Source organism: Acinetobacter tianfuensis, from assembly GCF_003611465.1.
Taxonomy (GTDB): Bacteria; Pseudomonadota; Gammaproteobacteria; order Pseudomonadales; family Moraxellaceae; genus Acinetobacter; species Acinetobacter tianfuensis.
Window position 1 is genome coordinate 15,218 of record NZ_RAXV01000039.1, and the last position, 14,522, is coordinate 29,739.

At 42.7% G+C, this 14,522-nt stretch carries 17 protein-coding genes; 12 read left to right on the forward strand and 5 right to left on the reverse strand.

Annotated elements, in window-relative coordinates; genetic code table 11:
- The first annotated feature begins 4 nt into the window (after positions 1-4).
- The 8 genes from D7V32_RS14675 to D7V32_RS14710 all read left to right on the forward strand — a co-directional run bounded on the left by D7V32_RS14675 (position 5) and on the right by D7V32_RS14710 (position 7,881).
- Positions 5-1,225 (forward strand): MFS transporter, encoded by a 1,221-nt coding sequence (locus D7V32_RS14675; protein WP_120403601.1) that lies wholly within the window; start codon positions 5-7, stop codon positions 1,223-1,225.
- Positions 1,226-1,475: 250 nt separating this feature from the next.
- The gene (gene mtlD / locus D7V32_RS14680) at positions 1,476-3,605 is read left to right on the forward strand and encodes a bifunctional mannitol-1-phosphate dehydrogenase/phosphatase (protein WP_120403586.1); all 2,130 of its coding nucleotides are present in this window, start codon (positions 1,476-1,478) and stop codon (positions 3,603-3,605) included.
- Between the two features lie 112 nt (positions 3,606-3,717).
- Positions 3,718-4,344 carry a 2'-5' RNA ligase family protein gene (locus tag D7V32_RS14685; RefSeq protein WP_120403587.1) on the forward strand — a complete coding sequence of 209 codons (627 nt, stop codon included), beginning with the start codon at positions 3,718-3,720 and terminating at the stop codon, positions 4,342-4,344.
- Positions 4,341-4,862 carry a bifunctional adenosylcobinamide kinase/adenosylcobinamide-phosphate guanylyltransferase gene (cobU, locus tag D7V32_RS14690; protein ID WP_120403588.1) on the forward strand — a complete coding sequence of 174 codons (522 nt, stop codon included), beginning with the start codon at positions 4,341-4,343 and terminating at the stop codon, positions 4,860-4,862. Before D7V32_RS14685 ends, cobU begins: the two co-directional genes overlap by 4 nt.
- Positions 4,859-5,911: a nicotinate-nucleotide--dimethylbenzimidazole phosphoribosyltransferase gene (cobT, locus tag D7V32_RS14695; RefSeq protein ID WP_120403589.1), complete on the forward strand. Its 1,053-nt coding sequence runs from the start codon at positions 4,859-4,861 to the stop codon at positions 5,909-5,911. The genes cobU and cobT overlap by 4 nt, the downstream gene beginning before the upstream one ends.
- Entirely contained in the window at positions 5,911-6,549 is a 639-nt protein-coding gene (locus D7V32_RS14700; protein ID WP_120403590.1) for a histidine phosphatase family protein, read from the forward strand. Before cobT ends, D7V32_RS14700 begins: the two co-directional genes overlap by 1 nt.
- Positions 6,546-7,292 carry an adenosylcobinamide-GDP ribazoletransferase gene (locus tag D7V32_RS14705; RefSeq protein ID WP_120403591.1) on the forward strand — a complete coding sequence of 249 codons (747 nt, stop codon included), beginning with the start codon at positions 6,546-6,548 and terminating at the stop codon, positions 7,290-7,292. The genes D7V32_RS14700 and D7V32_RS14705 overlap by 4 nt, the downstream gene beginning before the upstream one ends.
- 106 nt (positions 7,293-7,398) lie before the next feature.
- Positions 7,399-7,881: a winged helix-turn-helix transcriptional regulator gene (locus D7V32_RS14710; RefSeq protein ID WP_120403592.1), complete on the forward strand. Its 483-nt coding sequence runs from the start codon at positions 7,399-7,401 to the stop codon at positions 7,879-7,881.
- Positions 7,882-7,939: 58 nt separating this feature from the next.
- Here the strand turns inward: D7V32_RS14710 and D7V32_RS14715 are convergent, their stop codons facing one another.
- From D7V32_RS14715 to tusD, 4 genes are read right to left on the reverse strand one after another with little or no spacing between them, the layout of a single operon-like run.
- The gene (locus D7V32_RS14715) at positions 7,940-8,251 is read right to left on the reverse strand and encodes a TusE/DsrC/DsvC family sulfur relay protein (protein ID WP_120403593.1); all 312 of its coding nucleotides are present in this window, start codon (positions 8,249-8,251) and stop codon (positions 7,940-7,942) included.
- Between the two features lie 13 nt (positions 8,252-8,264).
- Positions 8,265-8,549: a DsrH/TusB family sulfur metabolism protein gene (locus D7V32_RS14720; protein WP_120403594.1), complete on the reverse strand. Its 285-nt coding sequence runs from the start codon at positions 8,547-8,549 to the stop codon at positions 8,265-8,267.
- Positions 8,550-8,560: 11 nt separating this feature from the next.
- Positions 8,561-8,911: a hypothetical protein gene (locus tag D7V32_RS14725; protein WP_120403595.1), complete on the reverse strand. Its 351-nt coding sequence runs from the start codon at positions 8,909-8,911 to the stop codon at positions 8,561-8,563.
- A gap of 43 nt (positions 8,912-8,954) precedes the next feature.
- A complete protein-coding gene (gene tusD, locus D7V32_RS14730) occupies positions 8,955-9,323 on the reverse strand; it encodes a sulfurtransferase complex subunit TusD (RefSeq protein WP_120403596.1) in 369 nt (122 codons plus the stop codon).
- Between the two features lie 72 nt (positions 9,324-9,395).
- Between tusD and D7V32_RS14735 the strand changes: the two genes are divergently transcribed.
- Positions 9,396-10,403: an NAD-dependent epimerase/dehydratase family protein gene (locus tag D7V32_RS14735; RefSeq protein WP_120403597.1), complete on the forward strand. Its 1,008-nt coding sequence runs from the start codon at positions 9,396-9,398 to the stop codon at positions 10,401-10,403.
- A gap of 297 nt (positions 10,404-10,700) precedes the next feature.
- Positions 10,701-12,095 carry a class II fumarate hydratase gene (gene fumC, locus D7V32_RS14740; RefSeq protein WP_120403598.1) on the forward strand — a complete coding sequence of 465 codons (1,395 nt, stop codon included), beginning with the start codon at positions 10,701-10,703 and terminating at the stop codon, positions 12,093-12,095.
- Positions 12,096-12,300: 205 nt separating this feature from the next.
- Here the strand turns inward: fumC and D7V32_RS14745 are convergent, their stop codons facing one another.
- The gene (locus D7V32_RS14745; RefSeq protein ID WP_120403599.1) at positions 12,301-13,497 is read right to left on the reverse strand and encodes an alpha/beta fold hydrolase; all 1,197 of its coding nucleotides are present in this window, start codon (positions 13,495-13,497) and stop codon (positions 12,301-12,303) included.
- A gap of 239 nt (positions 13,498-13,736) precedes the next feature.
- Between D7V32_RS14745 and D7V32_RS14750 the strand changes: the two genes are divergently transcribed.
- Positions 13,737-14,027 (forward strand): type II toxin-antitoxin system HigB family toxin, encoded by a 291-nt coding sequence (locus D7V32_RS14750; RefSeq protein ID WP_117007098.1) that lies wholly within the window; start codon positions 13,737-13,739, stop codon positions 14,025-14,027.
- Between the two features lies 1 nt (position 14,028).
- A complete protein-coding gene (locus tag D7V32_RS14755; protein WP_120403600.1) occupies positions 14,029-14,430 on the forward strand; it encodes a helix-turn-helix domain-containing protein in 402 nt (133 codons plus the stop codon).
- Positions 14,431-14,522: the final 92 nt, after the last annotated feature.

Here is a 14,522-nt window from a genome sequence, read left to right on the forward strand (position 1 = left end):
AACAATGAATCAAAATAATAAAATTTTTATTGCTGCCAGCTTAGCCAATGGCGCCAGTTTTTCGATGATCTTGCCCTTACTTGCGCCTTTAGTGCGTCAGCTGAAGCTGTCTGAGCTGCAAGCTGGCGCGATGGTGTCAATCGGCGCTGTATTTATGGCCATTGCGGCAATTTTTATCAGTAAGCAGCAGAAATATTCTATTTTTCAACTCATGAGTGCAGGTTTTATTGGCATGGCGATGACATGGTCATGCTTTGCTGCCGTGCTCATGTATGGAATGGCCGTTCATTTAGAGCTAGTGCTGCTGTTTAGCCTGCTGATGATTGCACGAGGCAGTACAGGGCTGTTTATGGCTATGCCGCAAATTGCGCTGCAAACTTATGTGATGAGCAATTCACAGACTGAACAGGCGCGCTCACAAACGATGTCTAAGTTTGGCGCTTTGAACAGCGCAGGTGTGATTTTTGGCCCATTACTGACGACAGTGCTGCTGACATGGGGGATGATGGCACCTTTATGGGCGGCTGTACTGATTTTGGCTGTGATTAGCGCTGTCATAGTGATTGGCTTTGACCGAACTCAGAACGTTTTGCCGCAGCCTGCAGTTCAAATTGAATATGCTGTAAAGGAAACACGAGAAAAATTTAACTTAAAGTCGTGTTTTGTCTGGCTCATGCTTGGTTTTAGCTTGTATTTGGCAATTGTGACTTTAAATTTAACAGCGGGTTTTTATATCCAAGACCATTTTCATACGGGTATTGAGCGCGGCGCGAAAGCATTTGCACAGTGTTCTTTGATTGTCGGTATTTCTCTGGTGTTTATGCAGACCCTTATTTCTAAATATTTGAAATGGTCTGTAATACGCTTACTGTGGGTGGGTTTGATTTGCATGCTTGCAGGTTTGATACTGTCACTCAGTACAGCGAATTTATATATTTTTCAAGCATCTTATGTGCTGTATGGCCTATCTGCCGCTTGTTTAATACCTGCATTTACTACAGGGGCTGCACAAACTGCGCCGTCAGAGATGCAGGCAAAAGTTGCCAGTTTCTGTACCGCGACACAGGCTTTAAGCTTTGTGGCCGGACCGCTCATCAGCACTGGTTTATATCAATGGCATAGTACGGCGCCGTACTACTTTCTGATCCTGATGATACTCATGCTGATGTGTTTTTTCATTTTAAAGCTGCTTGCAGAACAGCGTAATTCTGAACTGGCTCGTTAAATCGTCTGCAACAATTTTATGACTCAATAAAAGAGGTTTATAGCCTGTTTTATGCCTTGAACGACATTGTCCGTTTTTTGTCATTACATTAACGGCAGATAAGTTAATAAAAAACCTACAGAACATCATCTATATGATGATTATCTGGCTAAAAAACACTCTAAATTGTTTCTTGAAATGTATTTTTACCTGAAATTTTGTTTAGTCAGTTAGCATGAATAACTGAAATAAATATAAAACAGGAGCTTAGATGTTCAGCTTTTACGGAAAAGAGATTCAGGGTGCAATTTTTGATATGGATGGAACAATGTTTGATACTGAACGGCTTCGGTTTCAAACATTGAAACAGGCGTCTCAAGAACTGAATGAAGTTGCTTTTTCCGATGCATATCTTATGGCATGTTTAGGTTTAAGCGCGACCAGCGCAGAGAGTTTGGCCAAACAGGAATATGGCGAACCGATACCTTATGCGCAAATTCGAAAACGCGCCGATGAGTTAGAACTCGAACATGTACGCCAGTTTGGTGTTCCGATCAAGCTAGGTTTGGTGCAAGTTTTAGAACGGCTGCGTAAGTCTGGCTTACGTATGGCGGTTGCAACCTCTAGCCGCCGTGCAATTGCAGAAGAATATTTAATAAATGCCAATATTTATAAGTTTTTTGATGTTCTTGTTTGCGGCGATGAAGTTGAGCAAGGGAAACCGCATCCAGAAATATTTTTATCTGCAGCTGAAAAACTGAATTTGGCGCCTGAAACATGTTTAATGTTTGAAGACTCTGCCAATGGTGTGCGTTCTGCACGTCATGCGAACGGTATCACTATATTGCTGAAGGATATTAAAGAGCCAAATGATGAAATGATGCGCAATGCAGATTTTTATTATGATGATATGTATGCCTGCTTCGAGGATTTAGACCGTTATGTTGCGCATATGGATATGCCGAATCTGACAGAAGCATTTCCGCAAACGCTGAATCAGCTCAGCGTCGGTATTCATGGTTTTGGCGCAATTGGAGGCGGTTATTTAGCGCAGGTGTTTTCATACTGGGATGGCTATACCCGGCCTAAACGTATCTATGCCTCTACGCGTAATCCGCTGTATCAATCTGCTGTAAATGCCTTTGGCGCATACTGCATCCGCTATGGTCAGGTCTCTTATGATGAACGCATTGAAAATATGCAAGTGATTGATGCCGCAAATCTTGAGCAAATGCAGGAAATGTATACGCAGTCCAGCATGATTGCGGTCTGTTTACCTGAAAAAGCGCTGCAGCAAGAGGCGAAAATTATTGCCCAAGGACTGATGGCGCGGCATATGGCTTTTGAACAGCAGGAGCTGCCGCTGACCTTTTTGATTGTTTTAAATAAAGTTGGCGCAAAAGCGCTCTTTATACAGCATGTTCAACAGGCGCTGCTGGAAATTAGCGATGCTGAAATTGCAACAAAAATTATGCAGCAGCATTATTTTTGCGACACGGTTGTCAACCGCATGGTATCTAAGCTTAGCGATCAGAATCTTTACCGTCAGCTGCAGATTAAGCACGCAATTTTTCAGCAGCATCAGCTGGAAACTGAAGATGACAGTCAGATTGAGCTGGAAGATGCGACACGGCTGAATCCCGTACAGGAACGTCAGGCTTCAGCATATATAGAAGATTTGCGCCGTAATTTTCAGCCGAGCCATGTATTGCAGCAAATGGAATTAATTTTATTCCATGCGGAAATGGAGATGCCTATTTATGCTGAAAATAATAGTCCATTGCTGAGTAAAATGCGCCAAATGATTTTAGTGGATGATATTGCAGATATTCAGCTGATTAAAAACCGTTTATGGAATGGTGTGCATGCAATGACTGCATGGTATGCCAGCTTATTGGGGCATCCTACAATTGGACTGGCTATGGCAGATAGTCATGTCCGAAATTTTTGCAATGCGCTGCTGCTGGAAGTGCAGCATGGTTTAGCCGAGCAGGTGCCGCAGTATCATAAAGATTTAGAGCGCATGTCGCAGGCATTTTTAAGTTCTTGCCATAGTGCATTTAAAGACCCTTGCCAGCGTGTAGCAAGAGATCCGCTGCGAAAATTAAGCGCCAATGAGCGTGTATTGGGCTCTTTGCAAAGCAACATTCAAGCAGGTTTGTCATATAAAGTTTTGCTGTATGGCCTTACGGTCGGCTGTGTTTATGCTGTTGTCCATGCAGGGCTTAAATACAGTGATGTTTTGATCTTTTTGCGGGAACAGCTGGAGCAGCTGGAAATACCGTCAGACTTGAAACATCGTATTTATGCATATATTGAGCAGAATTCTGCATCTATTCTTGAAAACCAGCAAAATTTAGATTCTACCTTATCTGATGGCGCGGCATATTTGTACAGTTAAGTTTGCGGTGAATTAAATTCAGGCAAAGGTGAATATTGCTAAGCATGCGGGGGATCATCAATCATGTATTCTATGATTTAATGATCCTTTTGATTTTGCGTGTGAATTCTGCGTGTTTCTTTTGCCTGATGCGCCAGCCGTGCCTACATTTGCTCATGATTATCCAGAGTGGCATAAAGGGCGCCAAATTTTTAGTTTATGGTATTTGGAAATACATTCCCCAGCATTGCTGCAATATTTAGAACATTTGCAGGCATCATTTTCAGACCTGCTTTTTCAGCCGAATACACGCCAATTTCATATCACTTTATTTATTTGCGGCTTTTTACGTTCAAGTATTGAGCATGACGATGACATTACTCAAGCGCAGATCGATTGCCAGACCTCACAGCTTCAGACATTAGATTTAAAACCTTTTCAGCTGCGTACTGGTAAAATCAACAGTTTTCAAAGCGCGCTGTTTATAGAAATAGAAGATACTGAGCAGATACTGCAGCACATCCGTGAACAGCTTGGAATAAGTCAAAATGAAATTGCGCCTTTGAATTATTGCCCTCATATTACGATTGGTTTGTACAGTCATGAGTTTAATAGCGCGCTGCTGTTTGAGCGCATTAAAGAACAGCCGCAGCAACGTTTTAAATTTGAAGTACAGAAAATTACTTTTGGCAGTTACAGCGCTCAGCTGCTGCAAGGGCCATTAACAGCACATCAGCATATACAGTTAGGTGCATTATGATTCAGCTTATTCTAGGCGGCGCACGTTCAGGAAAAAGCCGTTTGGCCGAACAAACTGCGCAAAATTTAAAACGGCCAGTGATTTATATTGCGACAGCTCAGGCTTGGGATGCTGAAATGCAGGAGCGTATTGAACATCATCAGCAGCAGCGTCCCGCTGAATGGGCGCTGCATGAAGAACCCTTGCTGCTTGCTGGGCTTTTACGGCGTATAGATCAAGCAGGTCAAACCATTTTAGTGGATTGCCTCACCTTATGGATGAGCAATTTACTGATGCAGGATGATCCAGAGCTGCAGCAGAAAGAATGTGAAAAGTTGCTGAGTATTTTACCAACGCTGCAATCTCATATTATTTTGGTCAGCAACGAAACAGGGCTGGGTGTAGTGCCTATGGGGCAAATCAGCCGTAAATTTGTCGATGAAACAGGCCGTCTGCATCAGAAGCTGGGTCAAATCGCAGACAATGTTATATTTTGTGTTGCTGGCTTTCCCATGATTTTAAAAGGAGATAAACAATGAATTGGTGGTTAGAGGCGTGTAAAACACCTAGCGCGGAAGCAAAACAAGCGGCGGAAGCGCGTCAGCTGCAGCTGACTAAACCGACAGGTTCATTGTCTGAATTAGAGCGTACAGCAGTTCTGCTTGCATCGCTGCAAAATACTGCTCAGCCTAATATCCATAAGCCGTGGATTACGATTTTTGCAGGTGACCATGGTGTCATGGCCGAAAATATTTCTGCATATCCGCAAGCAGTAACCCGTCAAATGCTGCAAAATTTTACATCAGGCGGAGCATGTATCAGTGTCATTGCTAAAGAATATAATGCATCGCTGCAGGTGATTGACTGCGGTTCTGTCGGTGATGCTTATGAATATGCTGGTGTGGAACGCCGCTGTATTATGCAAGGTACAGCGAACTTTAAAATCCAAGCTGCAATGACTGAAGAACAGTGTATGCAGGCCTTAGAGCTGGGTCGGCAAAGTGCAGACAAAGCGCTGGCGAATAGTGCGTCAATTTATGTCGCTGGGGAAATGGGTATTGGCAATACCTGCTCCGCATCGGCAGTTGCATGTCTGCTGCTGAATCAGCCTGCAGAACAGCTGACAGGTGTAGGTACGGGGATCCGCGCCGAGCAGCTGGAGCATAAAAAACAAGTGATTGATCAGGCGCTGCAGCTGCATAAAGCCTATGCGCAAAATGATGCATTTAAAATATTATGTGCTGTAGGCGGTTTAGAAATTGCTGCGATGGCTGGCGCATATATCCGCTGTGCGCAGATAGGTCTGCCTATTGTGGTTGACGGCTTTATCAGCACAGTATCAGCTTTAGCTGCGGTACGTATGAATCCGAGAGTGCGTGACTGGATGCTGTTCGGTCATCAATCTGCAGAATATGGCCACCGCAGTTTATTAAATGAATTGCAAGCCGAGCCATTATTGAAACTGAATTTACGTTTAGGCGAAGGCAGCGGTGCGGGAGCGGCTTTAGGTTTAATTAAATTAGCCTGCAGCCTGCATAATCATATGGCAACTTTTGCTGAGGCAGCAGTCATAGGCGACAAAGTCTAATGCCGCGCGCCGTTTGCAGTTCTGACCAAGGGTATAAATTAGACTTTATGCGTCATGGCGAAACTGAACTAAGCCATACGCTGCGCGGTTCAACGGATGATGCGCTGACTGAAAAAGGCTGGCAGCAAATGGAGAAGGCTTTGCTGCAGGCGATCCAATCTGGCATACAGTGGGATGTTATCTTCAGTTCACCTTTGCAGCGTTGCTCAGTTTTTGCATTGCAAGCGGCTCAGCAGCTGGGGCTAGAGCTTCAGTATTTACCACAGCTGCAGGAAATGCATTTTGGTGACTGGGAAGCGCAAACAACGCAGCACCTGTATGAGACTGTGCCTGAACAGCTGGAAAAGTTTTGGCTGCAGCCGACGATGTTTAGCCCGCCTAATGCTGAAACCTTAGTGCAGTTTGAACAGCGCGTAGAACAGGCATTGCAGAAAATTAACGCTTATATGCAGATAAAAAAATGCTCTCGAGCTTTGGTGATCTCGCATGGCGGAGTGATCAAACTTTTGAAATGCAAAGCAATGTCTAAACCCTTAAATGACTTGCTTAAAATGTCTGCTGAGCTGGGGCAACTGAACCATTTTTACAGCAGTGCAAATGATTTCATTTTCATTGATACACAGGAGCAATGCAGATGACACCATTTTGGATAGCGCTGCAATTTCTGACGGCCTTTCCTATACAGCTCAAAGCCATGCCGACTAAACAGCAAAATGGTTATTCATTGCTGTTTTACCCTGTTGTTGGTTTGATCATTGGTTTCATTCTTTTGGCTGCAGCAGTTTTATTGCAAGCCGTGCCTGCAGTGTTATCGGCAAGCATAGTGCTGGTACTATGGATTTGGCTGACAGGCGGCCTGCATTTGGATGGTTTGGCAGATACAGCAGATGCATGGGTAGGCGGTTTTGGCGATGCTGAACGGACGCTGAAAATTATGAAAGATCCAGCATGCGGGCCAATTGGTGTATTAAGCTTAATTATCCTTTGTTTTCTGAAATGGTCGGCGCTTTATTTGCTTTTGCAGAAACAGCTGTGCAGCGCCTTAGTGCTATTTCCCGTTTTAGGCCGTGCAGCGCCATTATTTTTATTTTTAAGTACAAATTATGTGCGTGAAAAAGGTTTAGGCAGCGCAATGACGGACTATATCCCTAAAAAAATGGCCGTGCTAGTCATACTGCTGTGTATGGCTGCATCGGTGTGTTTTTCTGTTTTAGGTGTTATCGCCTGTTTGGCGGCTACGCTTAGCTTGCTTTACTTGCGCCGTAAATTTATTCAGCGTATTGGCGGTATTACAGGCGATACAGTGGGCGCAGGTATTGAAATTTGTGAGTGTGCAAGTCTGCTGGCTTTTGTGATCGGCAGTTATTACCTGCTGGCTTAAAGTTTTATTTTAAACATGTATAAGCCTGAAACTGCTTGGAAAGCAAATTTTAAATTATTAAAATAAACACAATTAACTGCAATGCAGTTTGATAAAGGATGAAGCAATGAAATGGGAAGAAATTGGTAACCAGCCATGCTCAATAGCGCGGACGCTTTCCGTTGTGGGTGACCGCTGGACGCTGCTCATTCTTCGAAATGCCTTTACCGGCATGCGCCGTTTTGATGATTTTCAGGAGAACTTAGGCCTTACACGGCATGTGCTCTCAGAACGTTTAAAGCGGCTGGTCGAACATCAAATTTTGGTCAAAAAGCCGTATATCGACCGTCAAGAACGAATGGAATACAGGCTGACTGAAAAAGGGCTGGAATTGTATCCGCTGCTTATGGCAATGAGCGCATGGGCAGACAAGTGGATGGATGAGGGATTAGGCTCACCAGTAGAATATATTCACAAAAACTGCGGCCACGTTTTTCAGCCAGTGACGGTATGTTCGGAGTGCGGTGAAGCTGTGCATGCTAAGCAGGTTAAACCTGTTTTTACAGAAGCTTACTTTACCAAACTTAAGCAGTTAAATGAGGCTATGTAAAAAAAGCGCCTGAAGGCGCTTTTTATTGATCTGATTTGAACTTTGACGTGATTAAATTTCAGAGGCAATTTGCCGGTTTGGGAACACCAGCCAAGCGGCTAAGGTGGCGTGCAACGAGGCCTGTATTAAACCTCTCTTGCAGTACGGCATTATTGACCTCAGGACTGACTGTTTTCATTAAAAACTTAATCAGCGGGCGGGTTGCAGGAGAGTGGCCAAATTGCTGATAAAACTGACGTACAGCCTGTAAAATTTCAAAATGCCATGCTGTTAGCTCAAGATCTAAGGTATTTGCCAGTTCTTGAGCGACTTGTTCATTCCAAATTGTATAATCGACTAAATGTCCATCTTGGTCTAACGCTAAGTTCATTTTAAACAACCGTTTATTTTAAAGTTACAACGCGGCTATGCTGCAGACACAGATCAGCAAATTGCGCATAGTCCAATACTGTTAGATGATCTGATATAAAGCCAGCAGGAATCAAAGCTTGTTCTGCTGCTAAAATTGCACATGAAAAATGTTTAATCACAGGGTTGGCTGCATGCATTGCAGCATCGCCCATAAGGACAACCTGATCATCTGCTGCTGCCATTTTCAGCAATTTGCTAAAAGTATGCGGTGTACAGGCATAGCTGGCTTGAACTAAAAATAATGTTGATGTTTTCATTGTGTCATTCCTTACCAGTACAGCACATGATCAAACTGCTGCATCAGTTCTGAGTTGAGCTCAACAAACGCAATGTCTTGTTCAGATGCCTGTACAAAGGCATTTTGCTGATCTTTTGTTTCGACTAAAACTGGTGTTAGGTCATAGAACTCAAAGCTGTCTACCATATTCGATGCGACTTTAAAGGCATGCTTCAGCTGATCAAAAGCAATCTCTGAGCTGAGTAAACTTAAGGCTGCATCTTGCAGCAGTATTTTAACGTCACTGCCAAAAGTTGCTAAAACCATTGCGGCAGAAAGGCTTTCGTGCACTTGCAAGCTGGTTAAATTGGCTTGAGTTAATATAACGAGTACAGTTTTCACACAATAAACCTTTTAAAAGCAACATATTCCGCTGCGATATTAATTAAAATTGAATTAGGCGCTCTGAAGCTTGGACAGCATCTGCAAGTTCACCCAAGCCAACCAATTCAAAGCCTTGGGCTAGATTGTGCTGCTGGATATTATGGCGCTGTGCATTTTCAGCATCTGTAATGCCGCGGGACAAAGCAGCGCTGACACAAACAGGTAAACGGATAGCTAATTTTTGCCATTCCGCAGTGAGATTGCGCTGATCATCCGGCACCCATTGCAGCGCATTTGCGGCAGCTACACCGTCTTGATAGAAAAAGACACGGAAGCTTTGATTTTTCAGCTGCAATGCTTGAGCCAGACCCAAAGCATGCCATGCATGAACAGATGTAGGCGAGGAGGTAATTAGTATTAAGGTACTCATTGAAATTCACTGCAGTAATAACCAGCGTAAAAGCAAGTTAAGTCAGACTTCATAAGAAAAAGGTATTATACAATGATTTTAGTCACTGGTGGTTTAGGCTTTATAGGATCGCACATTGCATTAAGTCTTTTAGCGCAAGGACAGGAAGTCATTATTGTTGATAATTTATCAAACTCAAATTTGCAGGTCTTAGAACGCTTAGAGTTTTTATCGGGCATGTACGTTCCTTTTGTCAAAATAGACATACGGAATACTCCTGCATTAAATAAAGTTTTTGAACAGTATTCCGTTTCTGCAGTTGTACATGCGGCAGGATTCAAATCCTTGGAAGAATCTGTACTGAAACCGCTTGAATATTATAATGATAATGTCAGCTGTATTATGAGTTTAATGCGCTCTATGCAGCGTACAGGTGTACGCACATTAGTGCATTTATCCAGTTTGGCTGTGTACGGAACCTCATCAGCGCAGCTCACAGAAGATCAGCCCTTTAACTATGCCTACCCAAATCCATATATTAAATCGCAGCAAATGGTTGAAGAGATTATTCAGGATACGGCACGGACAGACACAGAATGGAAAATCGCAATTTTACGTTTATCGAATATTGCGGGTGCTTTAGAACAAGGCGTGCTGGGAGAGTTTGTGGTCCCTTTGCCTAAAAATATTATACCGCTGGCTATGCAGGCTGGCGCACAGCAGCGGGACTTCATTGAACTGCGCAAACAGGCAAATACAGATGATAAAACGGTTGAACGCAGTTTTTTACATGTTTTAGATGCATGTCATGCAGTATGGAACAGCATTCAATGGCTACATCAGCAAAATCAGGTTTGCGAGGCATTCAACATTGCTGGTGAACTTGTATCTATACAAACGCTATTGGATGAAATTTCTGCTGTAACGCAAAGTGATATTCAAACGGCAGAAGCGGGCTATTATCCGCATCAAGAGTTAGACCGTATAGGTGCGGACTCAGCCAAGGCCCAAAAAGTGCTGAATTGGAAACCTGAACGCAGCTTAAGAAAAATGCTGGAAGATGAGTGGAATTTCTATCAGCAAATTTTGCGCGGCCAATAAGTTCTTTTGAAATGAAATGTCGCCGTATCAGTATTTTATGCTGTCTTTTCTGAATGATTTAGCGTTTCCTTTGTTTAGGACTTAATGACTGCTGTCACCGTAAAATGATGACGGAAGGTATTGAGCGGCAGCATTAAGGCTCAATAGTGTTAAAACTGATGTGTAAAATACAAATTATATTTGATAATAATTATCATTTATATAATGGGTTTGATTGAATAGACTTAAGCTATATTTTTAAGCCCATTGCAGTACAAGCTGCAATTTATAAACGACAAAGGAAATAAGGACTGAATCATGCAAACACGTATTGAACATGACACGATGGGTGAGGTTGCAGTTCCAAGTGATGCCATGTGGGGCGCACAAACTCAGCGCAGCCTGCAAAATTTTAAAATTGGCGGCGAACGTTTGCCGCGTCCAATGATCCGCGCTATGGGATTAGTTAAGAAAGCTGCGGCTATAACAAATGCAGAGCTGAATCAGATTCCTGCAGTACTGTCCCAATATATTGTCGGTGCAGCAGAGGAAGTGATTGCGGGACAATGGGATGCGCAATTTCCGCTCGTCGTGTGGCAAACTGGTTCAGGAACACAAAGCAATATGAACTGCAATGAAGTCATTGCCAATATTGCGAACCAGAAACTAGGCAATCCGCTTGGTTCACAAAAGCCAGTGCATCCTAATGATCATGTAAACCGCGCACAGTCTACAAATGACTCATTTCCAACGGCAATACACGTTGCGGCAAGTTTACAAATAAATGAACTGTTAATTCCAGCTGTAACTGCGCTGCGTAATACTTTGGATGAAAAATCTAAAGCATTTGCAGATATTGTTAAAATTGGCCGTACACATTTGCAAGATGCGACCCCTTTAACATTAGGCCAAGAGTTCAGCGGTTATGTATCACAGCTGGATCATGGGCTAAAACGTTTACAGCAGGCTTTATCTGGTTTATATGAATTGCCTTTAGGCGGGACTGCTGTCGGAACGGGCTTAAATGCGCACGTTGATTATGCAGAAAAAGCAGCGAATCAGCTGGCGGTTTTAACAGGTTTGCCATTTGTGACTGCGCCAAATAAATTTGAAGCTTTGGCTGGACGTGATGCTGCTGTATTTGCTTCAGGCGCATTGAAAACCTTAGCTGCCAGTTTAAATAAAATTGCCAATGATATCCGTTGGCTGGCAAGCGGTCCGCGCTGCGGTTTTGGTGAGCTGCATATTCCAGAAAATGAGCCGGGTTCGAGCATTATGCCAGGTAAGGTTAACCCCACACAAAGTGAAGCCATGACCATGGTCGTAGCGCAAGTTATGGGGAATGATACAACTATTAATATGGCTGGGGCTTCAGGCAACTTCGAGCTGAACGTATTTATGCCAGTGATTGCCTTCAACTTGCTGCAGTCTATTCAACTGCTGGGCGATGCATGCAATAGTTTTAATGAGCACTGTGCTGCAGGTATTGAGCCAAACCGTGAAAAAATAGATCACTTCTTGCATGACTCTTTAATGTTGGTAACAGCTTTGAATCCTGTTATTGGTTATGAAAATGCCGCAAAGGTAGCGAAAACGGCTTATAAAGAAGGAAAAACATTAAAGCAAGTGGCTGTTGAGCTGGGTTTGGTGACCGAACAGCAGTTTGATGAAGTTGTGCGTCCTGAGCAAATGGTTTCGCCAAATAGTAAATAAAGTTTGATTAAACCTTTTATTTAAAATAATGAAAGGGTTTGATAAAGCATATGCAAAACTTTTCAGTATGCTGTCAATTGAGACGAAGAATCCTGCTATACAGCAGGATTCTTATATGAAAGGATGGTTTAGCTGTTAAATTTCATCAGTGCTATATTTCTAACAGATAAAGCGCAGTATCGCGCTTTATCTTCAATTAGGCATTTTAGCTGCAGGTATTTACAGGTTTGCCTTGATCAATGGAATTGATAAAGCCATCTATTAGGAATTCACTTTGTTTTAATGAATCACGGTGATCTCCATTCTTGATAGGATGGAATGACATCGGTTTCTGTTTTTTGCATACTTGCTGATAATAAGCATAAGTTCCGCGGGAATCGACTAAATGATCTTTATCGCCTTGTACTAATAGAACAGGTACATTAGGGGTCATATGCTCAATAGACTGCTTTCTTAAATAGTTGGTCAAAGGCATTAAATCTACATTCGGTTGGAAAATGGTTTTAGGCGCTTCTTTTAGCTCAGATTGCAATTCAGATAAACATCGATTGCGGGCCATATTCAGAACTTTCTCCATTTCTGGGCTGACTAAGTTTTTTGGAGCAATAGATGGGTCGGCTGCTTCAGCACCAAGAAGAACAATAGGGAAAAATGCGGCAACGCTTGGGTCAATTTTAGGCTGAGTTGCGACATATTCTGCAATTCCTTCATATTGATAGCCGCCTGGGGCAAGTGCAATTGCTCCGCGTAAATTCATGTCGGGAGCATCTTTTTGGCCATATGCAGCAACAGAAAGGGATGCAGCTCCTCCTTGACTATGTCCCATGACATACCAGTTTTTACTAAATTGGTAGGGTTTTAAAAGGTGAACTGCACGTACCGCATCAACAACAGTATGTAACTGGCTTTGCGCATTCATATATGGATGTCCCCCTGGAGTGCCTAAGCCCTGATAATCAGGCGCAACAACTGCATAGCCGCGCGCAAGCCATGCATTGAGCGCTTGAGCTGCAATCTGCTGATAAGCATGAACAGGGCCGCCAGCAAAGTCATTAGAAGGTGCACAAGTGTCCGCCGTACCTGTTGTACCATGTGCCCAAGCTAAAATTGGCCAGCCGTCTTTGGGAGCTTTACCTTTAGGCAATAAAATGAAGCCAGATGCCACGATTGGTTCAGACTGTACGCCTCGGCTGCGGTAATTGATTAAAAATCGCTGTGAAGCATTGCTGAATAGATCCGTATCTTGTGTTTGTATCGATAAGATTGTACCAGGGGCGCTCGCGGGAAGATTTAAAACTTGGCGTGTGCTTGTATGGGAAAACACAGGTGAGGCAATTGCGTATGTTGAAGCTAAACATATACCGCTCATAAGAAATGTAAGAATAGACAGCTTAGTTTTCATTACTGAAATTACCTTCTTTTTTATAATCTACACTTATAATGTACCAGTTTTTTTAAAGTCCAAACGTTTCTATTCTATCCATCCTCAGTTTTTTATGACTTCTTTCATTTTTAATAGATAAGACATAGGTATGGAAGCATGACATTCAGTCAAAACAGACAGGGTTAAAATAAGATCCGTTATTGCAAAATGCGATAAATTGGCTATACTATGTTTTATAGCAAAATGCGATAATTGATATGCATGTGATCACTCACGCTCGAATTATAGAAGCAAAGAATAAGTGGCCGCAGGCTGAAACAGCATTGGATGGCTGGTATCGAATTATGAAGGCTAATGATCCTAAAGATTTTGCTGAAATGAAGCTGCTTTTTCCAGCGGTCGATAAAGTTGGAAAGCTGCATGTATTCGATATTGGCGGAAATAAGATTCGCTTAATTGCTGTGGTCATGTATCAGGCAAAGCGCGTATACATTCGCTATGTTTTGTCCCATAAAGAATATGACAAAGGCCATTGGAAGGAGGGTTAGTATGAATGCGATGATTAAACAGGCCGTAGATCACTGGCACTACGTTGCACCATTGCTCAGCAAGCCTGAAAATGAAGATGACTTCAATGCATTGATTGAAGCATTAGATGACCTTTTGGATACAGTTGGTGATGATGAATCTCATCCTCTTATGGGGCTTATTCACCAGTTAGGTGACTTGGTTTCTGCTTATGAACATAAACATTTAGCTATGCCTAAAGGAGATGGCCGGGCAGCTTTATCTTTTCTGATGGAGCAGCATGGGTTAGGGCAATCGGATTTACCGGAAGTTGCATCTCAATCTGTCATTTCAGAAATTTTAAGCGGTAAACGTCAGTTGAATATTCGTCATATTAAGGCCTTGTCTGAACGCTTTAATGTTTCTGCAGATACGTTTTTTTAAAAAATAAAGCGCTATGTAGCGCTTTATTTACGTAATATTTTTACATCGTCATTTTTATTATTTATATGAAGCTTAGATTAGCATTTGAAGTG